Consider the following 20,954-nt stretch of genomic DNA (forward strand, 5'->3'; position numbering starts at 1 on the left):
CTCGGCGGGGCGGTCCTCGGGAATCGGAGATCACGCCACTCGCCTCGAGTCGTGACGATGAACGATCCTGCAGGAACGCCGATAAGACGGAACGGAAAACGGCAGGAAAATCCGTCACGGCCGCTCTGATCCCTTGATTCTGGCCCTGTTGAAACCCTTGCTGACAAACATGACTGATGGGTAGCTGGAGGAGGATGGATACTCTCCCGAAGTCACGACTCCTTCGATTCGTTGAACGGGCGATGGTGTTGGCTCGCCGTGCTGTGGCGCGATTCTCGACTCGTTATTCACGAAAGCGGTTCACGCTCCGCCAGCACGTCGTTTTGCTCTGTCTCAAAGTGAAGAAGACGACCACATACCGTGACCTCGTTGACGAACTTATCGAGATGCCTCGGATTCGTGACGCCCTCAATCTTGATTCGATCCCTGCACCCTCGACACTCTGCAAGGCGTTCGACCGCTTGGAGATGGCCGTCTGGCGGGTGTTACTGAACGTCTCGCTCGCGGACTTGCCACTGAACGGTGTCACTGGTATCGATGCGTCCGGGTTCGAGCGGGCGCATGCCTAACTCACTACACGAAGCGAACAAACCTCACCATCCAGCAATTGAAGACGACGCTGTTGGTCGATACAGCGACCAACGTATCGTGGCAGTTTGGCTGACCACAGTTGCCCTCACCGTCGTTTCGTTCTTCGTAATTTCGTGGCATTCGTGACTCACGGCAGGGATATTGTCACCGTACCGCTGACCGAAACGTCCACCTCGCTTCCGATGGAGTCTGAGTCGGAATGGAAGGCGAACGTACAGAATTTCCTCCGGCGGCACTGATGTGGGGCACCCGATGATCGAGTGCCAATCGTGCTGCAGCTGCGCTCTACATGCAGTGCAGCTGGGTCGAACTGTTCAAAGTCTGTTACTACCGACGAGGGTGACTCAGAGGGTGTCTGCACCACGAACCCGAGGCGTGGTGCTTGTTCAGATTCCGTCGAGTATCCTCGGCACAGGTACTGATCTGATTGGTTCGCTACGGGTGCTGTTTAGAGAGCATTAGATACAAGAAAGTCTCGCGCAGGTCAGTATCACTACAACCCTCCGGTAGTGGGAATACGTTGCCCCGTCGAGTAGATGTGAGGATTCATTATCTCCACGCTTCAGTGAGGAGTATGAGTGACAGTATAGGCCGTCGCAGTGTCGATGGGGGATTATCAGCAATCGATCCCTGGGTTGTGATATCGCTTCCGTTTCTCACCGTACCGATCGGGGCGTTTATTGGTGGAAATTTCACCTCCCATCTAGTTGGATCGATGATAGATGGGGTGTGGATTACGTCGGCCTTCCTCACCAGCCTCACGTTCGCCGTGATTTCAGCACGTTCCTGACCAGTTGTGGGAGCGCTACCACAGGGGAACTGCGTTAGTTGTTCCCCCATCTCTTCAATCATACGTCTAGAGTCGTTCAGTCGTACGATTCATCGTCTGTATCTATCCCTCCGTCCGCCCGCCAGATGACGACCGACCAGTGACCGACCTGCGCTCTGTATTCAGCAGGACTGATGAAACCTCTCATCGATTGAGGGTTTCAACAAGGCCGTGATTCTCGAACGCGACAGGACGCGACTGCGGCCCGCGGAGGGACGGGTCGGCCCGTCGTCGGAATCAATCAGGTTTTGACCGTCGCCGCGAGAGAACCGACGGATGACGAACACGAGCGAATCCGACGACGGTCCCCCGCGCGTCCCGATCGTCTGTCGGGACTGCGGGACGACATCGCGCATTCCACTCCCGGCGGTCGCCGACGCCATCGACCGACACAACGACCAGCTCCACGACGGTGCCGACGTCGCCGAGGTCGATCCCGACGTCGCCGACCGGATCGCGGACCTCGCAGCCGCCGAACTCGGCCTGCTCGAGGACGAATAACGATCGAAAACGAAGACCGTGGTCCGAGGTGGGCGGATCTCTCACACCGGGAGAAGGGTGTCGCCAAGCGGCCGGAGACGGGCACCCACCCGACTCTCGACGGGATCGACGTTCAGCCAGCGAGACGAGCGGCTACCCGGCGAGAACGTCTCGCTCGGCGGAGCGAGACGGCGTCATCGACGGTTCCGGATCGCGTCCAGGGCGGCCGAACGGGACGTGTACCCGATGCCGAGGGCATCGCAGTTCACGCACTCCCAGCGGTATTCTCCCCTGAAGCCACGGATCGAAACGACGGCGTCGCAGTCGGGACAGCGCTTCTGGCGACGAGACTCGCGCACTCGCTCGAGGATATCAGCAACGGTCCTGTTCTCGTTCATATCAACCGAAGCTGCCGATCGGACCGTTATAGGCTTTCTTTTTCGAGTCCGAAACCGAGAGACGGAGCCAGTCCGGGTCGGACGTCGAAGATATAGCAGTCTTTGAAAGTCAATACACACCCCGATCGCGAATTCGCGGCCAGCGAGTCTTCGCTGGCCGCTTCACTGCGATCGGTGAGTAAATCGTTTCAAAGACTACTATCGTTATCACGCGCCGGTATCCGTTCTCACACGGAAAATACCACGGACGACCAGATCCGCCGACTCGATAACAGCCGTCGGGCGTATCGAAGTGGATAGGGCGTTCGAAGAACGATCCGAGCACGGACGACCGGTCACGAGATGTCTCGCGCGTCGTCCCGGCTGGGACACGTTTCGATACGCCGGGTGCTCGCATCGTAGTCGATCACACCGAGTTCGGCCATCATGGGGAGGTGAACGTGGTGGAGCGATATCTGCACGTCCGAGACGGCGTCGTCGGTGACGGCATCGACGCCGCCCTCTCGAGCGACGATTCCCGCCGCCAACTCCGAGAGTTCGACGGTGGCAGTCACGCCGGTGAGGATGTCGAGCGTCATTCTGCGCCGCTTCGCCTCGAGCAAACGGTGACGGGTGCTCTCGGTTCGATCGTCGAGTTCCAACTGCTGCCACGTGAAATCGCGTTTCGATTGGGTCATGGAGGGGCCTCAGTCCGGTCGGCGTCCGGTCTGTCTGAGACAAGGCACCACTCACGGGAAAGGGTACACTAGAAGTGATTAGGTTCTGATCGGGCGCAGGGCGAGTACCACGATCCGGACCAGCATCTCGGGGTCGGGGACGACGCGATCGACCGATCGATCACCGCGTTCGCTCCCGCCTACCACTCCGTCGGCGGAGGGTTGATACGCGTCCGTGCGCTTTACACGGTCGAATGAGTTCACGGCCGCTGACCGAGAGCCTCCGAGAGACGCTCGCCCTCTTCGACGGGTCCGGGGCTCCGCGGACGACGAACGAAGTAGCGGACCGCCTCGACCTCGGCCGACGGAGCACCTACGATCGACTCGAGCGACTCGTCGACTACGGGCAACTCGAGACGAAGAAGGTCGGCGCGAGTGCGCGCGTGTGGTGGCGGTCTCGGCCGCCGAGGAGCGATCGGGCGGCTGGCACCGGTGACGGTCCCGTCGTCCCCGAATCGGTCGTCGAAGCCGTCGAGGAGTACGCGATCTTCGTACTCGACGCCGACGGCTACGTCCGAAGCTGGAACGCGGGGGCCGAACGGATCGAGGGGTACGCAGCCGACGACGTGCTCGGCGAACACGTCGCGATTTTCTACACCCAGGACGACCGGGACGCCGACGCCCCCGAGTCGAACCTCACCGCGGCCGCCGAAACCGGGTCGATCGAGGACGAAGGATGGCGCGTTCGAGCGGACGGCTCACGGTTCTGGGCGCGGGTCACCATCACTGCGATCCGCGACGAGGACGGCACCCTCGAGGGATACACGACGGTCACCAGGGACCTGACCGACCGACGCGAGCGCGAACAGCAGATCCGCCGCGAACACGATCTCGTAGAGCGTGTCCTGGAGGTCAGCCCGACCGGGATCGGCATCTTCGACGACGATGGCGAACCGCGGCGGCTGAACCGACGGTTTACCGAGTATCTCGGGATGGACGGAGACGGCTCGGCGGAGTACGCGCTGGGTGATCGGCCCCTGCTCGACGAGGACGGCGACGAGATCCCCCCGTCCGAGCGGCCCGCCCCGCGAGCGCTCGCGACCGGCAACCCGGTCGAAGACCAGCGCGTTCGAATCGACGACGGAGCGACGCGGTGGCTCTCGGTGAACGCGGAGCCGCTCGACGGTGATTCCGGCGTCGTCGTCACGATGACCGACGTCACCCGACTCGAGGAGCAGACCCGAGGCCTCGAGCGCACGCGCGAGGAGCTCGAAACCGAACTCGAGGTGGTGTTCGATCGGGTTTCCGAGGCGTTCTGCGCGCTCGACGACGATTTTCAGTTTATGTACGTTAACGACCGGGCCCAGGAACTCTTCGACTTCACGGAAACCGAACTTCTGGGAGCGAACGCCCTGGAGGTGCTGTCCGTGGCCGACGACGATCCGATTCGGGACCGCTTCGAGGCAGCCATGGCGACCCAGACCGCGACGAGTTTCCAGCGGTACTCTGAGCCGCTCGGTATCTGGGAGACAATCAGGGTGTATCCCTCTGAATCCGGGCTCTCGGTGTACTTCACCGACATCACCGAGCACAAAGAACGCGAACGGGAACTCGAACAGTACGAGCGGATCGTCGAGACGATCGACGACGGCGTTTACGCAGTCGACGACGAGGCCCGATTCGTCATGGTCAACGACGGGTTCTGTGAGCTGACGGGCTACGCTCGCGAGGAACTCCTCGGCGAATCCGCGACGATGATCCACGACGACGGGATCACGCCACGGGCCGAAACGCTCTCCGAGGAGATCGCGACCGGTGACCGCGACGTCGCGAATATCGAACTCGACGTTCACACGAAGGGCGGTGAAACCGTTCCGTGCGAAAGCCGACTGGCACCCTTCCCGATGGAGGATGCCGCCGGGCGCTGCGGCGTGGTTCGCGACATCTCGAGCCACCTCGAGCGGGAGGACCGACTCACGAAACGAGTTCGACAGCAGGAAGCGGTCGCCGATCTCGGCCAGCGGGCGCTCGCGAGCCACGACGTCGACGCGCTATTAGCCGAGGGCGCCGACCGACTGGTCGAAACGCTCGAGACCGACTATTGCAAGGTACTGGACCTCGATTCGGCCGCGGAATCGTTCCTGCTGCGTGAAGGGGTCGGGTGGGACGGGGACGTCGTCGGCGAGGCGACCGTCCCGGCGGTCGGAAACGATTCACAGGCGGCATACACGCTGACCGACGGGGGACCCGTCATGGTCGACGATCTCGCGACGGAGTCGCGCTTCGGCAATATCGAGGATTTGACCGATTACGAGATCACGAGCGGTATCAGCGTCGTCATCGGGACGCGAGCCGATCCCTGGGGAATCCTCGAAGTCCACGACGTGGACCGTCGAGCGTTCTCCGATCACGACGTCGCCTTCGTCCAATCGGTCGCGAACGTGTTCAAGACCGCCATCGACCGACGCACCGACGAGCGAGAACTCGAGCGCCAGCGCGAGCAACTCGTCGCGCTCAACAACCTCAACGACGTCGTCCACCGCATTTCCGAGGCGGTCGTCGATCGGTCCACGCGCGAGGAGATAGAGCGGGTCGTCTGTGACCACCTCGCCGAATCGGACTCCTATCTGTTCTCGTGGATCGGCGACGTCGACGTCGCAACGCAAACGGTGAACCTGCGAGCCGAGGCCGGCGTCGAGGGATACCTCGACGGAATCACGATCTCAGCCGACCCGAACGACGAGCGAAGTCGGGGGGCGACCGGCAAGGCAATCGCGACGGGCGAACTCCAGACGACCCAGGACATCGCCGCGGATTCAAGGTACGACCCCTGGCGGAGCACGGTCGAGGAGTTCGGCTTCCGTTCGTCGGCGGCGATCCCGATCGTTCACGAGGAGACGATTTACGGCGTGTTGAACGTCTACGCCGAACGGCCGGAGGCATTCACGGGCCAGGAGCGGACGGTGATCAGCCGACTGGGAGAAGTGGTGGGTCACGCCATCGCCGCTGCCGAACGAAAGCGAGCGTTGATGAGCGACGACGTCGTCGAACTCCAGTTCCGAATCCGAGACGTCTTCGAATCGCTGGGGACCGGACTCGAGACGGCTGGCACGATCACGCTCGATCACACCGTCCCCATCGAAAACGAGGAGTACCTCGTCTACGGCACCGCGACGGAAGACGCAGTCGAGACGGTCGAGTCCCTCGTCGAATCGCTTCCCCACTGGACCGACGTGACGTTCAGATCCGGGAGCAGGCGGACGAACTTCGAACTTCGCCTCTCCGAGCCGCCGGTGCTGTCGACGGTCGCCTCGCTCGGCGGGTCCATCGAAGACGTCGTCATCGAGGACGGCGACTACCGGATGTCGATCCACCTGGCACCGGGTGCGGAGATCCGTCGAATCATCGACGTCGTGCAGTCGACATACTCGGGGGCAGAATTACTGAAGCAACGCCAGGTCACGCGCGGCGATACCACTCCGGAACGCGTCCGAGACGTGCTGTCGGACGACCTCACCGACCGCCAGCGCGCGACGCTCCGGGCGGCCTACCACGCGGGATTCTTCGAGTGGCCGCGCGACGCCTCGGGCGAAGACGTCGCCGAGTCGCTCGATATCGCGCCGGCGACGTTCCATCAACATCTCCGACGGGCCCAGCAGAAAGTATTCGAATCGTTGCTCTCGGACACGGCGGCGGCCTGAGGCCCACGGAATACCTCGTGCGGTCACACCACTCGCCCGGTTCTTCGGGGACGATCCGGATCGGCTAGAAATCCGCAACCTTCGGTCATAATTTCGTCGAGCATCCAATCGAGCAGTTATATTTCGCCCGCTCTAATCGTTAGTTCAGTGACAAGGTTTATACTCTGATACGCGACTGTGTCCACCATATGGCACGTGAGAAAGCGACAGTCAACCACGAGGACGACCCGTTTCCCGCCGAATCGAATCCACAGCAGACAAGACCGATCAGCACCGAAACGACGGCCACGGCGACCATCGCGGCGACGAGGCCGACGTCCCCTCCCGCCGGTTCGGACGGCGACGGCCAGAACACGCTGACTATCATCGGTCAGGGAACGCCCTCGAGCTTCGAGCTGACAGTCGACGGCGAGATCGAACTGGCCGACGAGGACCGGGTCGAGGACGTGACCGTCCTCTCGGGGACCACCGTCGAAGGGACGATCGAAACGGGCATGATAACGTTCCGATTCACCGGCGACCTGACGAACGTCACGTTCGTCGACCGTGGGATCACCGGCGACGAGCCCGCGACCACGCCGAACGTCCACGTCGACTACGCCGAGCCGGAGCGGGCGTAATCGGTCGCGTTTCGATTTCCGTCGCGCGACGTCGTCGACACCGCTCGCGATGCGTCACCGGTCCACGACGCCTCGCTGGTTCGCGACGACCAATACAATCATGTGTCGTGACCACCTCGATCCGATAGCGACACAGACTCCCGACCGGGAGCGAAGCGTATTCCCATGGACGACCCCACTACTGACGACGAGGCCGAGGCCGACGCCGAACCGGAACCCGAAACCGACGCAGAGTGGATGGAGCCCGCAGACAGGCCGATCCTCGAGTTATTACACTCCGAAGAGGACATTTTCGAGCCGAACCAGATCGACGACGAGGGGCTCTGCCCCGCGAAGTACGCCGCCTATCGGTGTCGCGAGATGACCAAGTACGGGCTCCTCGAGAAAATCATGCCGGGCTTCTACGAGGTGAGCGACCTGGGAGAACGCTACCTCGCGGACGACCTCGACCCGAGCGACCTGGAACCCGACGGCTGAGGCGCTTACGAGATCGATGCTGGCGGGCGACGGTCGTCACCCGGGTCGGTCGCCTCGTCCGTCGACTCGATCGATCGACGACCGTCGCCGAGCAACGCGTCGATCACGTCGGTCGCCGCAGGCGCGTACAGCGGACGGTTATCGTTGCCACACCGCGGATCCATGAGGCAGGCGGGACAGCCCTCGTCGCGCCCGCACGGGCAGTCGGTCATCAGCTCGCGAGCCCGTCGAGCGACCGCCTCGTACTCCTCGTAGATGCGCCGCGAAAATCCCAGGCCGCCCTCGACGCCGTCGTAGATGAACCACCCGCTCGTCTCGGACGCGTCGGGAAGCCGGTTCGTCGCGAGGCCGCCGAGGTCGGCCGCGTCGACGGTCAGCTCGAGGGGCGTCACGGCGATCATCGCGTGTTCGATGGCGTGAATTCCCCCGAGGTAGCCGTGGAGTCGCGGCGGCAGGTCCTCGCAGTCGTCGTTGTGGTAGTCGCTGTGTGCGGCCGTCACCGCGCGTTCGACGTCCGTCGGTACTTCGACCCAGCACATCTGCGTTCGCATCTCCAGCGGCGGGACGCCGGTCTCGAGGCCGACGGCCCGAACGTCGCCCGTGCCGATCTCCCGTTTCGTGAACGTGTCGTGGTGAACGGTGACCGTCCCGTACCCCCAGTTGAGCCGGAACGAACCGACGTCGCGAGAGTCGCGAACCTCGGTCTCGTAGATCGTCGTTCGACGCTGTGACTGGGTGTAGTAATCGACGTCGACCGGCTCGAGTTCGACGACTGGCTGGGGTCGGTCCGCCCGCAGATCGACGACTTCGTACTGGTCGCCCCGATACAGAACCGTCGCACCCACGTGATAATCCCGATAGGCGCGTGCGCGTCCGATCGGCTGGTGATCGAACGAGTCGTCCCCGGCGAGTCGAACCTCGAACGCGTCGCCGCCCGACGCGTAGAGGCTGATTTCGCCCTGCGGCCGGTCGCGATGGGCGTACGTCACGCCGCCGTCGAGCGATCCCTCCAGGTCGCCCGTCCGTCGGCCGTACTCGACGGCCCGCTCGAGCCGATCGATGCCACCGAACCGGGGCGCGTCCTCGCGGCGCAGCGGCAGTTCCTGGGCGGCACAGCGCAGGTGCTGCAGATAGACGGGATTGTTCTCGAGATCGACGACCGCGCTCTCGGGGGCTTCCTCGAGGAGGGACTCCGGGTGACGCAAGACGTACTGATCGAGCGTCGCGTGACGGGGGACGAACACCGAGAGCGCCTCGCGCTCGTCGCGACCCGATCGGCCGAGTCGCTGCCAGAACGACTGACGGGTGCCGGGATACCCGAGCAAGACGGTGCCGTCGATTCCCCCGACGTCGATGCCGACCTCGAGTGCGCTGGTCGTCGCGACGCCGTCGAGTCGGCCGGCTTTGAGCCCGGTCTCGGTATCGCGGCGGGATCGCTTCCCGTGGCCCGCGTTGTACGCCGCGAGTTCGGTCGCCCCCCGGTAGGGGAGTTCCGGGCGCTCGAGGAACTCCCGTGCCCGTCCGACGGCCAGTTCCGTCTGTTTGCGGGAATCACAGAACAGCAGCGAGGGAACGCCGCGAGAGCAGCAGTACGCCCAGACCTCGGGTGCCTCGACCGTCGCGGGTCGTTTGCTGGGGCTCCACCCGGCGGTGTCGGCATCGACGCCGGTCGCGCCGCCGTCATCCTTCGCCGGCGGATCCCAGAACACCATGTGGCGACGGCCGCTCGGCGAGCCGTCGTCGTCGATCACCGTCGCCGGTTCGCCGGTCAACGCGCGGGCGTGCTCCGACGGGTTACCGATCGTCGCGGTCGTCAGCACGTACTGGGGATCTCCGCCGTACCAGTCTATCACCCGCCGCGCTCGCCGGAGAATCCAGGCGGCGTGCATCCCGCTGATACCCGTCCACGCGTGGGCCTCGTCGATCACGACCAGCGAGCAGTTCGCGTGGAACGACGCCCAGCGGTGGTGACCCTCGAGATAGTGATTCAACCCCGCGAAGTTGGTGATGACGACGTTCGCCTCGTCGCGAATCCGCGCTTTGTCCTCGCGTTTCGTGTCGCCGTCGTACACGCCGACGGTGACGTCCACCCCGAGCGACTCGAAGAGCGCGTTCAGTTCGCGTTCCTGGTCGCGGCTGAGCGCTTTCGTCGGGTAGACGAGAAGCGCGCGCACGTCGGGGTTCTCCCCGAACCGTCGTGCGAGGTGTAACCCGTAGACGTACGTCTTCCCCGAGGACGTCGACGTCGCGACGCAGACGTTCTCGCCGTCGGCCAGCGCCTCGAGTGCGGCCGCCTGGTGGCTCCAGAGGTCGACACCCAGCCTCGCCCCGAGTTCCGGCGGCAAGACCCGCTGAGCCGGCACGTGGCGGGCCGGTTCGGCCGGCAGCGAAATCTCCTCGTGAACCTGCCCGCGATAGCGATTCTGCGGATAGCTCTCACGGAGCTCCGCGCCGGTCATCGCGAGGCCGTCCGATGCTGTGGCGCGCGCTTCGGAGTTCGCGTTTGGCGTGCCGTCCTCCTCGATAGTCGAGTCCGCTGGGTCGTCTCCAGGCATGGTCAAAAGTCGGCGAGTCCCGTTTGCGTCGTTCCGTCGGCCGGCGACCGATTCCGTTCCGGTGACCGCGCAGTCCTCTCGAGCCGGGCGCTCGCGATGGCGTCGTAGATCGCCGCCAGTTCGCGGACGTCCGCCTCGCAGTACCCTCGCGCGGCGTCCCAGTCGATCTCCGACGCTCCCGCGGCCGCGTCCTCGTCCGGCTCGACGGTCGGGGTACCCGCCCCCTCGAGCAGCCGTCGTATTCGTTCGGCCAGCGTCTTGCCGTCGAGGGCAGCCGTCGTCCCCGACCGAGCACAGCCCAGGGCGTCGGCGACGTCCTCGAGTCGGTTCGTTCGACCCGGCAGGACGGCGTTGTCCCGTCTCACCGCCCAGTCGTAGAGGTCGTACGTGGACACGTCCTCGTCCCAGTACTCGCGATAGTCGGGTGCGTAACGGGAGATGAACCGCTCGAGATGCTTGTAGTCGAACGCGTGACCGTTCCAGGCGACGAGCGAAGGGGAGTCGTACTCCGCGGCCAGCCACGAGACGAACTCGCGGGTCGCCGCACCCGGCTCGTCGCGGGTCGGCTCGGTGTCGACGAAGTCGACGTAGTCGTCGCAGTCGGGGTCGTAGACGCCGATCAGCCAGAGTATCGTCGGCTGCAACCCGTCCGTCTCGATATCGACGAACAGCGGCGTCGATCCCTCGGGGGCCGGCGGAACCGGCTCGTCCGTGCGACGGACCACGCGCGACTCTGCGAGCGCACGCGCGCTGGACCCGATCTCTCGAGCCGTCGTCGCGCCGATTCCGTCGATCGATCGCAATTCCGCCGCCGTCGCCTCGGCGACGGCCGCCCGCGTGTCGTACCCGGTGGAGCGGAGCCGATCCGCAGTCGCGGGCCCGACGCCGGAAAGCGCTCGGAGGCCGAACCGGTCGGCCGGGACCGACGAGACCGCCACCGAACCCCGTCGATCGCAGGTGAGACAGGCGAGTTCGGCCGCACCGGATCGCCGTAACGGGGCGACACCCCGAACCGGCAGCCTGACGGGGTCGCCCTCGACCGTCGCCTCCCAGACGTGATCGTAGCTCGCCTCGAGCGCGCCCGTGAGGAACGTCGTCGGGGCGCTCGACCGAGATTGGTAGCGGGCGACGGCGTCACGGCCGGAGAGGGTCGCGTCGAGCGAAACGGCGTTGGTCGTCGGCTCGAGGTCGTCGCAGACGACGAAATGGGCGTTCCACGGATCCCCAGCGGTGTCGACCTGCTCGTCGCTCAGGTCCCCGAGCAGCGACGGGGCGCTCGAGAACACGATCGAGACGCCGGCCACCGTTTCTGTTCGCATTTCAGCGGGGCCGGCGGCGGAGATGACCGGGCCGTCGAACGCTCGGCGAAGGCGGCTGACGACTCGAATATCCGACCGCTCGCGGACCACGTAGACGAGGTCCGGATCGAAGTACTCGAGTGCGTCCTCGAGCGCGGCGGCCCCGAAATCGGCGACGGTGTCGCAACGAATTCCCAGTAGCTCGACACCGTCGCCCGCTGTCATGGCGAAAGAATGCGTGCGAGCCGCTATAAGCGTTCGTGGACTCGAACGAGGGCGAGTAGCGACGGAAAAGGGCGTGCAGCGATGAAAAAGGGCGAGTTGCGACGCAAAAGGGCGTGCGGCCACGGACGAGAGCGAGCGTGACGGGCGAGAGCGAGCCGCTGCGTTATGCCGTCCCGACTGCGCGAGGGACGTGTTCGGCCAGGAAATCCGTGATCGCATCGCCGCCCTGGAATCCGTCGGCCACTCGGGCGATCTCGTCCCCGTTCTCGAAGAGAATCAACGTCGGCACCGAGCGAACGTCGAACCGATCGACGAGCCCGATATCGTCACCGGGGTTGACCAGTCCGATCGCGACGTCGGTCGCGCGGGCGACGTTTCCAAGCACCGGTTCCATCGCCTGGCACATCGCACACCCGCTGGTATAGAACTCGACGAGTGCCACGTCGTGCGTCTCGAGGAAGGCGTCGACACCGTCGCCCGTCTCGAGTCGGGTCGGTTTGTCGGTCGGGACCATACCGATACGTACGGACCGCTCGCAAAAACCTGTGGCGGACTCGAGGACGGACGGACGGACGTTGCCGACGATCGAACAGGCAGTGGGCGATCGACAGCCACCACCCGTGCGATTCATCGTCTCGGGACCGCCGACAGCGGCGTTCTGTCGTGACGTCGTCCGAATGGGTCGTGTGAACGAACGACGATGGGTGACTTTACGGCTGGCAATCGTATCCCCGCGCGATGACCCGGCCCGCATCCGACTCCGCGGACGGTGCGCCGACGCGTCGAAAAGCGACACTGTTCTGTTGGGAATGCGATCACACGAATCCCATCGACGGTGACTGGGTACTGCAGTCACGGCCGACGTTCGTCGCATACGTCTGTCCCGATTGCGAGACCACGCTCGGAAAGCGGCCACGGCGGAACCCGCCGAACCCGAGCGTCGCGGCTGTGAAACCGGTCGTCGCCTGGCGTGAGGGGGTTCGCGCGTCGGCAACCGTCTGGCGGGCCAGCGTGGACGCCGGCATCTCGAGTCTGGCCGCCCTGTTCGGGGCGTCCGGACGCACCTATAGTAGTCGTTGAAAGCCAGTTCACACCCCGCTCGCGAAGTCGCGGCCAGCGAGCACTCGCTGGCCGCCGTCCGGCGAGCGGTGGGCAAATCGTTTCAACGACTACGATAGCCGGCCGATGGGCCGCCGCTGCTCGTCGCCCCCGAACGCCGGGCGAACCGCGCGGACGGATTCCCGACTCCGGGCAGCGACTCGATACATCGACCGGCGACGGACGGCACCCGAGCGGGTTCCGCGTCGCGACTTCCACCACGCTCTCGAGGCGGTCCGATCCGAGCGGCCTCGAGACGAATTCGACCGAAGCCGACGTCGAAGCGTCTCACTCCGGTCGGTCGCATCGATTACGAGGAGACCGAGAACGGATCCAAAACGGGGTCGTCGGCGACGTCGCCGCGTGGCGATCAGTTCGTGATGACGTACTCGTCTCCCGTCCGATGGACGTGGCCCGCGCCCGAAAGCGAGTTCAGGACGCTGAGGATGTTGATCTTCTTCATCGCCAGTATCTCTCCTAACTCCTCGGCCGTCGCGCCGTCGGCCGCATCAAGATAGATGTACACCAGTTTCGCTCTCGCCGATTCCAGCCCCTGGGGAACCGGTTCGATTTTCGTCGCTGAACGGTGTTTCTGTGACGTCATTGTCATCGGGACGGACCTCACTCTGGTATATAAATCCACACGTGGTGGGGAACTAATGAATACTAGGTCTCAATAGAGGCTACGTCAGCACGTGACAGACTGTGCCGTCTCACGTAGTCCGGAGCGAGACGTTTTAGGGTGCCCGTACACACACTCGCATCGACAACCATGACCGCGGACGAACGGCCGTCGGTGCCGGCGGAACTGGACCGAACGGGGTGTGAGGCGCTCCGAGAACTCGAGGGCCGAGACGCGTCGACGCTCCGCGCGGCAGGGCGCTACCTCGAAGAACTGGCGGCGTGGACGGAGCGACGGGACGCCGACGACGGGGAAACGCGTGCGCCAGCGGACGCGGCGTCGGTCGCGCTCCCCGACGGCGTTCCCGAACGCGCGAGCGTCTCGGTGACGACGATCGGCGGAACCGAATACCGGTACTACCAGTGGCGCGACGGGGACGAAATCCGATCGGAAACGGTCCGGCGGTGACGGCTGCTACGCCCGATACGGCGCTGCTTCACGCGGTACGAACGCCGGTCGTGCGAGTGCGATCCGGACCCCGCTTACGTCGGTCGGCACCCGGTCGTGTGACCGAATCGTCACACGGACTCGTACGGACCCAGTCGCGTCCCGTCCAGCAGGTAGGCCTCCCCGCCGGCCAGCCCCGCGGGCAGGAACGGCGAGAGAAACGACTGTCCGGTCACGTTGATCCACGTCCCGCCGACGAGATCGTTGAACGCCGGAACGACGACCACCCGGGGCGGCGTTTCGCCCGCCCCGTCGAGCCACGCGACGTCCTCGTACTCGGGTCTGGGTCGAAACGGAGCGGGATCGAGCCGACCCCGCAGCCACACTCGTTCGACGCGACTCCCGCCGACCTCGTCTTCGAGTCGCACGCAGGGGTGTTCGTGACCCAGACAGACGACCTCGCACTCGAGAACCGCCGGTGAAGGCCACGTGTGGCCGTGACAGACGCCGACGTCGCCCAGTGGGGTGCCGTCGCCGGGAACGACGTCGATATCGGTGTCGACCTCGTCACCGTCGGTGAGCCACGTTTCGATGCGTCCGTCGTGGTTGCCCTTGACGACGGTAACGGGCACGTCGTCCGGCAGGGACTCGAACAGCACCTCGAGTTCGCCGCGCTCGGCCCCGCCCGGGTCGCCGATCGAGTGCATGAGATCCCCGAGGACGACGAGTCGGTCGGGACGGGTCCGCTCGAGCAGCGAGGCGAGACGGTCGCGGCGCTCGGGGGCGCGACTGGGGACGTCGACGCCGCGGTCGTATCGCAGGCCGGCCTCGTAACCGGCGTGATAATCGGCGACGAGAAGGGCCCGTTGGGTGCCGACGGTTGCGATGGCGGCCGGTTCATCCGGAATCGGCTCGACGAGAGGTGCAGTCGTCGACGACGATCGCGCGGTCGATCGCTCCGACCGATCCGGGCGATCGGACCGAGACGGCCGATCTGACACGTCCGACCGCCCCGACCGATCCGATCCATCCGACCGACGCGACTCGTCTTCCATCGAACGATTAGATCGCTTTCAGCGTCTCGTCGTCGGGTTCGTAACACTGGCCGCCCATCAGCGCGTCCTGGATCGCGTCCTCGACTTCGTCCGTCGTCGCGCCGGTATCAGCGACGACCGTTTCGATGACCGTCCCTCGAGCGGCGCCGTCGCCGTCGTCGAGTTTCGCCATCGTTTCGACGACGTAGCTCTCCAGGTCGACGTCGGCTGCCGGTTCGTCGGCGACCGCTGGTTCGGCGTCGGCTGGTTCGACGTCGGCTGCCGATTCGTCGGCGACCGCTGGTTCGGCGGCTGCCGATTCGTCGTCGGCTGCCGATTCGTCAGTTGCGGAATCCGCCTCCGCCGAAGCCGCAGTTTCCTCGGCTTCGGGCTCGTCCGGTGTCTCGGCCGATTCCGGCTCCTCGGGGTCGGTTGGCGCGTCAGCGACGTCGTCCTCGAGTCCGGATTGCGGCGGTGCACCGAGGTCGTCGTCCGCCGGTCGATCGGTCGTCGTTTCGCCCGGATCGGGGGTCTCGATGTCGGCTTCGCCGGGGTCGTCGACTTCGCTGCCGGTCGTAAACTCCGTCCCGAACTCCGCTTCGAGTTGTTCGCGTTCCTCGTCGTCCATCTCGTACATGCCGTCGTCGCCGTCGCCGTCGTCGAACTCGCCGAGATCGCCGCCTTCGTCGGTGTCGCTGACGGCGGCCGTCTCGTCGTCCGCGTCGACCGTGATTTCCGTCTCCGCATCGGTCGTGTCTGAATCGGCGGTGGAAGCCGACGGTTCGGCTTCGGGTTCGCCGCCTTCTGCGGACGGCCTGGCGCCCTCGTCGGTCGCGGGTTCCGCGTCGGTTCCCTCGAGCGGCTCCGTGCCGGATTCGCCGGTCGTCGGGTCGCCGTCGGCCGTCCGTGGCGTCTCGACATCGGCAGTATCGGGCCCGCTACTGGTGGCCGTCCCGGCTGCTGAGCCCGACTGTGCGTTTGCCGACGTGGATTCGGTTTCGGCGCCCGCTGGCGCCGCTACTCGCCCTGACGCTGCGGTCGGCTCCGATTCCGGCTCGTCGCGCACGTCGAGGTCGGCGAGACCGACGTCCGCCAGTCCGGCCAGCGAGGCGACGGTCGCATCGGACGCGGGACTCGTGTCACCCGGCGAGAGGTCGACCCCACTTACTTGATCGCGCTCGCCCGCGACGACTTCGCACGCCTCGAGCGCACACTCCCGCAGCGCCGCGAGATACGACGGCGTCGTCCCGTAATGCTCCCGTGCGAGCGGGATCCCTGCGGCGAAGCCGGCTTCGACGCCCGCCTCGAGGAGCGCATCGGTCAGCGCGTCGTCAGGTCCGTCAGCTCGAGCGGCCGCCGCGTAGGTGCCGATTCGCTCGAGCGTCTGTTCGGCCGCGCTGACGACCCAGCGGTCGCGGGTGTCGGCGTCGACCGTGGCGATGCTCTCGGGTCGAATCGAGGTGTAGACGCGATCGGAATCGTCCGGCTGGAAGGTTCGTGCCTTGCCGGTGACTGCGACGAAGGCGGGCGGCTCGACTTGCTCGAGGAAGGCCAATTCGTCCGGCTGGTACTGGCCGGCGTACACGACGAACGCGCCGGTCGGGTCGACGACGCGGGCGCGAACCATCTCGTCGTTGACCGACGTGACCTCGGTGAGCGTGCCGACGGCGAACACGCGGTTGAGTCGCGCGCCGGTCGGCGATATCACGTAGTTCGGTGCCCGTTCTTCGTCGCTTTCGGCGTACGAGAGCGAGGCGTCGTCGTACTCCGCCGCGAACAGCCTGTAGGCGATCTCCCGTCCGGGAATCTCGTCGTCAGTCCCGTTCGCGCTCATGCGTTCACCCCCTCGAGGACGGCCGACGCACGGTCGGCCGGATCGTCGTCGCTTTCGTCGAACGTCTCGGCGTCCAGGTTCGCGCCGTACTCGTCGACGGAGAGGTGACCGCGAACGCGGTACTCACGGCCGACGATGCGCTCGCGGATCGTGTCCGCGACGACCTCCTGATCCATGGCTTCGCGGGCCTGTTCTAAGGCGTCGTCCAGCGTCCCGCCGTAGACTCGTTCGGTCAACTCGTCGTCCAAGACCACGGTGACGGTACCGGTGCCGTCGTCGAGGATCGCTTTGACCCGAAGGTCGTCGATCCCGTCGACGTCTCCGTGGGTTCGACACTGTCCTTTCTGGACGACGCGATAGCACTCGGGACAGCGCTGGATCAGGCCGGACCCCTCCCGGACGGCGAGGACGTTGCCGCTCACTTCGACGTCGTAGACGCCGCCCGTCCGGACGGCCTCGCCGACGGTCATGCTGGCTGTGTCGCTGCCGACGTCGATCGCCCGGTCGAGTTCGGTGACCGTCGAGAACGCCGAGACGTTGAGTTCGGGCACGCCGCGAAACTCCTGGACGTACGCGTTTTCGATTCGAACCGAGCCGCCCGCCTCGATTTCGGGCGCCGGATCCCAGTTCGTAAAGGGAAGTCGGCCGCTCTCGTCGCCGACAACGCCGCTCAGGATCTCCGTCTCGCCGTCGCGGCCGTCGATCGTTCGGCGCTCGCACTCGAGGACCGACACCTCGACCGCGACCGCGCGGTCACCGGTCTGGAGGTCGGCCAACTGCGCGTCGCCGCCGATTTCGTGGGAGACGTCGACCGGTTCTTCCTCGAACGAGAGCGACGTGCTCTCTCCGAAGTTGAGTTCGGGTTCGCCGTCCCACTCGCGGACGCCCGCGTTTCCTGCGGTGATCGCATCGCCGGGAGAGAGGCCGAAGTCCTCCCAAGCCGTGTAGTCGATCGCACCGGTCTCGTCGGCCAGTCGACCTTCGACGATGACGTGATCCGATCCCTGATAGCGGATCGATCGTTTGCCCGCCGTCAGGACGACGCCGGTGACGGTGACGGCGCTGTCGTCGGGCGTAATCTCGGCGATTTCCCTGGCCGACGGGGCCCCGCCGCCGCTCGAACCGTCGCCGTACTTCCGCCGGAGGCTCTGTTTTGCCTCGTCGATCGGGACGCTGTACTCCACTAAGTTCTGCAAGTCGGATTTGACCTCCTCTTTGTCGATACCGAGGTCGGAGGCGAGATCCTCGGCATGATCGTCTAGTTCCATCACCGGCAATTCGAGTCGGGGATTCAAAAGCGTTCCCGCAGGAGGGTGGAAGTGAACGGACGGGTCTCGAGGCGGAAGCGAGACCGTCCGCGGCGGGTGAGCGATAGCCGCCGAGTCGAGAGAGAGGGGCGCAGCAGACGCCGAAGGTCGCGGTGCAACGGACGCCGGTTCAGGGACGCGGTGCGGCCTTCTGCAGCGCCGTTTCCGCGATATTCCCGCCGTAGTCGGCGCTTCTGGACAGCGAGTCGACGATCAGCCCGAGCGATTGGGCCTGCACCGGGTCGAGGTCCCGAAGCATGTCGTCTATCTGTCGGGTGTGTTCGTCGATTTCGAGGACGGCTTCGCGGGCGTCGTGGCCGAGCCGGGTCGCCTCGTTGGTGTCGTCTGCGAACAAGGCGTCCATCGACGTTTCCAGGACCACCGAGGTATCCGCCTGCAGGTCCGCGAGCGCGTCGGCGACCGACTCGGGAATTTCGTCGAGTTTGAGCGCGAGGTTGCTGATCTTCGTCGCGTGGTCGGCGACGCGTTCGAGTTGGCGGGCGCTCGAGTGGAAGTCGAAGCAGTCTTCGCGAGGGACACCGAGTTCCTCGGCCGCGCGCGGGGACCGAAGGGTCGCGCGGAAGATTCGCGAGACGACCAGCCAGAGGCGGTCGACGTCGTCGTCGCGCTCGATGACGTCGTGGGCGATGTCGTCGTCGTTCTCGATCAGTGCCCGAACGGCGTCCTCGAGCATCGATTGGGAAATCAAGCGCATACGCGTGACGGCGTTGACGATCGACAGTTCGGAGGAATCGAGGAGGTCCTGGATGACCACGCTGTCCGTCGTCTCCTCGAGCACCTCGACGCCGACCAGTCCCTGCGTCGCGCTGCGGATCGCCCGTCGCTGGTCCGTCGTGATTCGACCCGCCTCGAGCCGGATAATGTCGAAGCCGCTGACGTACATGGTCATGACGGCCCGGGTCAATCGTTCGCCCTCCAGATTCGAGACGTCGAGCGTTCCTTCCTGCCGGTGTGACTCGCTCTGGGGAGTCAACAGGAGGGTGTCGTCTTCGGGATAAAATTCGACGGTCGTGCCCGCGCTGACCTCGTTTTCGGTCGCCCACGTTTTGGGGAGCGAAACCGTGTACGTCGACCCGCCCGTCACCTGCACCTTGCGTGTCTCCATGTGGCGGCCTTTCGACCGCCCGAATATAAATATACAGGGATCTATAGAGCTACGTCTGTGACGAGGGATAATCGGCTCGAGAGGAGAGATTCCGGCCGATCTTCGAACCGACGGTTTGATAGAAGTACCCCTCTCAAGTATGTTGGACATAGTGGTATATATTACTCGAGTTGTCTCTGTTGCATCCACCGACGCGGTGCTATTGCGCTGCCGTCGGACGGGCAAGCGTGTTGGTCCGTCGTCGGAACGCGGTCGTCGATTCGCGATGGATTCCGCGACGCCCTCTTTCCACAGTCGGCCGAAAACGAAATTTCTAGACGGACGGTCGCCCCGGTACCGCCTTCGTTAGACCGTCAGACGGAAACGTCGAGGGATTGGGAATCAGCGACCAGTTCAGATCGGAAACGACCGACGCTCCGGCCTGCCGCGGCGGTTTCGGGAACCGACGTCGTTCTAACCACTGAAATATATAGGAATATGTGATCACTGACCGGTATATATGGTTCATAGCATCCCTTTTTTATACCGTCTCGAATCAACCTCGTGATGGCAGACAACAAGTTCGGACGCGACGCAGTATCGCGACGGAAGTTCGTTGCCGGAGCAGGTGCCGCCGGCCTTGTCGCAGCAGCCGGCTGCCTCGGAAGCGATGGAGGGGGAAGCAGTGGCAGCGGACCGCTGACGGCCGACGGTTCCTCTACCGTCTACCCGATTACGTCCGACGCGGCGTCCTACTGGAACTCCAACCACCCCGCCGACGACGGCGAGTACTGGGGCTCCAACTCCGAGGGCACCGCGCCCGGCTACGACAAGATCGACAACCCCGACGACGAGAACCTCGCCGACTACTGGGCCGGCCTCTACGGCTTCGAACCCACGGACGGCGCCGCGCCGCCGTTCTCGGTCAACATCGGTCTCAGTCACTCCGGAACCGGCATCGAGAAGGTCGCCAACGGCCAGGTCGACATCGGTGACGCCAGTTCGAGCGTCGCCGACGAGCTCCCCGACGCCAGCCAGGAAGACCTCGACAAGTACACCGACCACGTCGTCGCGCGCGACGGCCAGCCCGTCGTCGTGAGCAAGGAAATCTGGGACGCCGGCGTCGAGAAGCTGACCGGCGATCAGGTTCGCGCGATCTACACCGGCGAGATCACGAACTGGTCCGAGATTGACGCGTACTCCGGACCCGACAAGGAGATCCAGGCGGTCGGCCGCGCGGTCGGCTCCGGGACCGACACGGCGTTCCGCGCCAACATGCTCGGCGACCCCGAGGCCGAGATGAGCGTCGACGTCCGCAAGGGCCAGAACCAGCAGGTCCAGACGACGGTCGCGGACTCCGACAACGCCATCGCGTACATGGCGCTCGCGTTCGTCGACATGGACCGCGTCCCCGCGATCTCGCTCGAACTCGAGGGGACGACCTACACGCTCGGCGAGAACCTCGGCTCGAAGGACTACCCGCTCTCGCGTGAGCTTCACTGCTACACCTACGAGGGGACGAGCAAGAAGGAGGCAGCGTTCATCAACATGCTGCTGAGCGAGTTCGGTCAGCTCCACTTCGTCCAGCCGAACAACTACTTCATGCTCCCGCCCGAGGAGCGCGACGAACAGCGCTCGAAGCTGCCCGAGCAGGAGAACTAAGTCGCGCCGCAGTTC

18 protein-coding genes and 1 pseudogene are annotated in these 20,954 nt (G+C 65.0%); 8 read left to right on the plus strand and 11 right to left on the minus strand.

Annotated features, from left to right (window positions below; all coding sequences use genetic code 11):
- Positions 1 to 194: 194 nt before the first annotated feature.
- Positions 195 to 643 (plus strand): annotated as a pseudogene (locus NJT13_RS05895) (transposase); the annotation flags it as partial.
- Positions 644 to 1,140: 497 nt separating this feature from the next.
- Here the strand turns inward: NJT13_RS05895 and NJT13_RS05900 are convergent.
- Complete coding sequence (locus NJT13_RS05900; protein WP_254524651.1) at positions 1,141 to 1,443, minus strand: hypothetical protein; 303 nt, start codon at positions 1,441 to 1,443, stop codon at positions 1,141 to 1,143.
- 253 nt (positions 1,444 to 1,696) lie between these two features.
- Between NJT13_RS05900 and NJT13_RS05905 the strand changes: the two genes are divergently transcribed.
- Positions 1,697 to 1,921, plus strand: a complete 225-nt coding sequence (locus tag NJT13_RS05905; RefSeq protein WP_254524652.1) for a DUF8149 family protein — start codon at positions 1,697 to 1,699, stop codon at positions 1,919 to 1,921.
- 173 nt (positions 1,922 to 2,094) lie between these two features.
- Here NJT13_RS05905 and NJT13_RS05910 read toward each other — a convergent pair whose 3' ends face one another.
- Both NJT13_RS05910 and NJT13_RS05915 read right to left on the minus strand, forming a co-directional pair.
- Complete coding sequence (locus tag NJT13_RS05910; protein WP_254524653.1) at positions 2,095 to 2,298, minus strand: hypothetical protein; 204 nt, start codon at positions 2,296 to 2,298, stop codon at positions 2,095 to 2,097.
- Positions 2,299 to 2,633: 335 nt separating this feature from the next.
- Entirely contained in the window at positions 2,634 to 2,975 is a 342-nt protein-coding gene (locus tag NJT13_RS05915) for a DUF7344 domain-containing protein (protein WP_254524654.1), read from the minus strand.
- Positions 2,976 to 3,208: 233 nt separating this feature from the next.
- Between NJT13_RS05915 and NJT13_RS05920 the strand changes: the two genes are divergently transcribed.
- From NJT13_RS05920 to NJT13_RS05930, 3 genes are all read left to right on the plus strand, one after another.
- The gene (locus NJT13_RS05920) at positions 3,209 to 6,655 is read left to right on the plus strand and encodes a PAS domain S-box protein (RefSeq protein ID WP_254524655.1); all 3,447 of its coding nucleotides are present in this window, start codon (positions 3,209 to 3,211) and stop codon (positions 6,653 to 6,655) included.
- A gap of 188 nt (positions 6,656 to 6,843) precedes the next feature.
- Complete coding sequence (locus tag NJT13_RS05925; protein ID WP_254524656.1) at positions 6,844 to 7,275, plus strand: hypothetical protein; 432 nt, start codon at positions 6,844 to 6,846, stop codon at positions 7,273 to 7,275.
- A 165-nt stretch (positions 7,276 to 7,440) separates the two neighbouring features.
- Positions 7,441 to 7,752, plus strand: a complete 312-nt coding sequence (locus tag NJT13_RS05930) for a hypothetical protein (RefSeq protein ID WP_254524657.1) — start codon at positions 7,441 to 7,443, stop codon at positions 7,750 to 7,752.
- A gap of 5 nt (positions 7,753 to 7,757) precedes the next feature.
- Here NJT13_RS05930 and NJT13_RS05935 read toward each other — a convergent pair whose 3' ends face one another.
- The 3 genes from NJT13_RS05935 to NJT13_RS05945 all read right to left on the minus strand — a co-directional run bounded on the left by NJT13_RS05935 (position 7,758) and on the right by NJT13_RS05945 (position 12,344).
- The gene (locus tag NJT13_RS05935) at positions 7,758 to 10,307 is read right to left on the minus strand and encodes a DEAD/DEAH box helicase (RefSeq protein WP_425499787.1); all 2,550 of its coding nucleotides are present in this window, start codon (positions 10,305 to 10,307) and stop codon (positions 7,758 to 7,760) included.
- 2 nt (positions 10,308 to 10,309) lie between these two features.
- On the minus strand, positions 10,310 to 11,830 hold the full coding sequence (locus NJT13_RS05940) for a ribonuclease H-like domain-containing protein (protein ID WP_254524658.1): 1,521 nt from the start codon (positions 11,828 to 11,830) through the stop codon (positions 10,310 to 10,312).
- A gap of 163 nt (positions 11,831 to 11,993) precedes the next feature.
- Complete coding sequence (locus NJT13_RS05945) at positions 11,994 to 12,344, minus strand: thioredoxin family protein (RefSeq protein ID WP_254524659.1); 351 nt, start codon at positions 12,342 to 12,344, stop codon at positions 11,994 to 11,996.
- A gap of 224 nt (positions 12,345 to 12,568) precedes the next feature.
- Between NJT13_RS05945 and NJT13_RS05950 the strand changes: the two genes are divergently transcribed.
- A complete protein-coding gene (locus tag NJT13_RS05950; RefSeq protein ID WP_254524660.1) occupies positions 12,569 to 12,910 on the plus strand; it encodes a DUF8106 domain-containing protein in 342 nt (113 codons plus the stop codon).
- A 388-nt stretch (positions 12,911 to 13,298) separates the two neighbouring features.
- Here the strand turns inward: NJT13_RS05950 and NJT13_RS05955 are convergent, their stop codons facing one another.
- A complete protein-coding gene (locus NJT13_RS05955) occupies positions 13,299 to 13,532 on the minus strand; it encodes a MarR family transcriptional regulator (protein ID WP_254524661.1) in 234 nt (77 codons plus the stop codon).
- A 168-nt stretch (positions 13,533 to 13,700) separates the two neighbouring features.
- Here NJT13_RS05955 and NJT13_RS05960 point away from each other — a divergent pair, with 168 nt between their 5' ends.
- A complete protein-coding gene (locus NJT13_RS05960) occupies positions 13,701 to 14,018 on the plus strand; it encodes a hypothetical protein (RefSeq protein ID WP_254524662.1) in 318 nt (105 codons plus the stop codon).
- 110 nt (positions 14,019 to 14,128) lie between these two features.
- Here the strand turns inward: NJT13_RS05960 and NJT13_RS05965 are convergent, their stop codons facing one another.
- The 4 genes from NJT13_RS05965 to NJT13_RS05980 all read right to left on the minus strand — a co-directional run bounded on the left by NJT13_RS05965 (position 14,129) and on the right by NJT13_RS05980 (position 19,298).
- A complete protein-coding gene (locus tag NJT13_RS05965) occupies positions 14,129 to 14,998 on the minus strand; it encodes a metallophosphoesterase (RefSeq protein WP_254524663.1) in 870 nt (289 codons plus the stop codon).
- 61 nt (positions 14,999 to 15,059) lie between these two features.
- Positions 15,060 to 16,865: a hypothetical protein gene (locus NJT13_RS05970; RefSeq protein ID WP_254524664.1), complete on the minus strand. Its 1,806-nt coding sequence runs from the start codon at positions 16,863 to 16,865 to the stop codon at positions 15,060 to 15,062.
- Positions 16,862 to 18,133, minus strand: coding sequence for a Single-stranded DNA binding protein (locus tag NJT13_RS05975; protein WP_254524665.1), 1,272 nt, complete (start codon positions 18,131 to 18,133; stop codon positions 16,862 to 16,864). The genes NJT13_RS05970 and NJT13_RS05975 overlap by 4 nt, the downstream gene beginning before the upstream one ends.
- Before the next feature lie 169 nt (positions 18,134 to 18,302).
- Complete coding sequence (locus tag NJT13_RS05980; protein WP_254524666.1) at positions 18,303 to 19,298, minus strand: phosphate uptake regulator PhoU; 996 nt, start codon at positions 19,296 to 19,298, stop codon at positions 18,303 to 18,305.
- A gap of 546 nt (positions 19,299 to 19,844) precedes the next feature.
- On the opposite strand from NJT13_RS05980, the gene NJT13_RS05985 reads away from it, so the two are divergent.
- Entirely contained in the window at positions 19,845 to 20,939 is a 1,095-nt protein-coding gene (locus NJT13_RS05985) for a PstS family phosphate ABC transporter substrate-binding protein (RefSeq protein ID WP_254524667.1), read from the plus strand.
- Positions 20,940 to 20,954: the final 15 nt, after the last annotated feature.

Origin of the sequence: Natrinema caseinilyticum (genome assembly GCF_024227435.1) — an archaeon.
In the GTDB taxonomy this organism is placed as follows: Archaea; Halobacteriota; Halobacteria; order Halobacteriales; family Natrialbaceae; genus Natrinema; species Natrinema caseinilyticum.

Excerpts from the sequence above, each read along its gene's own strand:
- NJT13_RS05975 (WP_254524665.1), bottom strand. The coding sequence starts at position 18,133 with ATGGAACTAGACGATCATGCCGAGGATCTCGCCTCCGACCTCGGTATC.
- NJT13_RS05935 (WP_425499787.1), bottom strand. The coding sequence starts at position 10,307 with ATGCCTGGAGACGACCCAGCGGACTCGACTATCGAGGAGGACGGCACG.
- NJT13_RS05920 (WP_254524655.1), top strand. The coding sequence starts at position 3,209 with ATGAGTTCACGGCCGCTGACCGAGAGCCTCCGAGAGACGCTCGCCCTC.
- NJT13_RS05930 (WP_254524657.1), top strand. The coding sequence starts at position 7,441 with ATGGACGACCCCACTACTGACGACGAGGCCGAGGCCGACGCCGAACCG.
- NJT13_RS05955 (WP_254524661.1), bottom strand. The coding sequence starts at position 13,532 with ATGACGTCACAGAAACACCGTTCAGCGACGAAAATCGAACCGGTTCCC.
- NJT13_RS05925 (WP_254524656.1), top strand. The coding sequence starts at position 6,844 with ATGGCACGTGAGAAAGCGACAGTCAACCACGAGGACGACCCGTTTCCC.
- NJT13_RS05940 (WP_254524658.1), bottom strand. The coding sequence starts at position 11,830 with ATGACAGCGGGCGACGGTGTCGAGCTACTGGGAATTCGTTGCGACACC.
- NJT13_RS05905 (WP_254524652.1), top strand. The coding sequence starts at position 1,697 with ATGACGAACACGAGCGAATCCGACGACGGTCCCCCGCGCGTCCCGATC.
- NJT13_RS05910 (WP_254524653.1), bottom strand. The coding sequence starts at position 2,298 with ATGAACGAGAACAGGACCGTTGCTGATATCCTCGAGCGAGTGCGCGAG.
- NJT13_RS05985 (WP_254524667.1), top strand. The coding sequence starts at position 19,845 with ATGGCAGACAACAAGTTCGGACGCGACGCAGTATCGCGACGGAAGTTC.
- NJT13_RS05950 (WP_254524660.1), top strand. The coding sequence starts at position 12,569 with ATGACCCGGCCCGCATCCGACTCCGCGGACGGTGCGCCGACGCGTCGA.
- NJT13_RS05960 (WP_254524662.1), top strand. The coding sequence starts at position 13,701 with ATGACCGCGGACGAACGGCCGTCGGTGCCGGCGGAACTGGACCGAACG.
- NJT13_RS05980 (WP_254524666.1), bottom strand. The coding sequence starts at position 19,298 with ATGGAGACACGCAAGGTGCAGGTGACGGGCGGGTCGACGTACACGGTT.
- NJT13_RS05915 (WP_254524654.1), bottom strand. The coding sequence starts at position 2,975 with ATGACCCAATCGAAACGCGATTTCACGTGGCAGCAGTTGGAACTCGAC.
- NJT13_RS05900 (WP_254524651.1), bottom strand. The coding sequence starts at position 1,443 with ATGATTGAAGAGATGGGGGAACAACTAACGCAGTTCCCCTGTGGTAGC.
- NJT13_RS05970 (WP_254524664.1), bottom strand. The coding sequence starts at position 16,865 with ATGAGCGCGAACGGGACTGACGACGAGATTCCCGGACGGGAGATCGCC.
- NJT13_RS05945 (WP_254524659.1), bottom strand. The coding sequence starts at position 12,344 with ATGGTCCCGACCGACAAACCGACCCGACTCGAGACGGGCGACGGTGTC.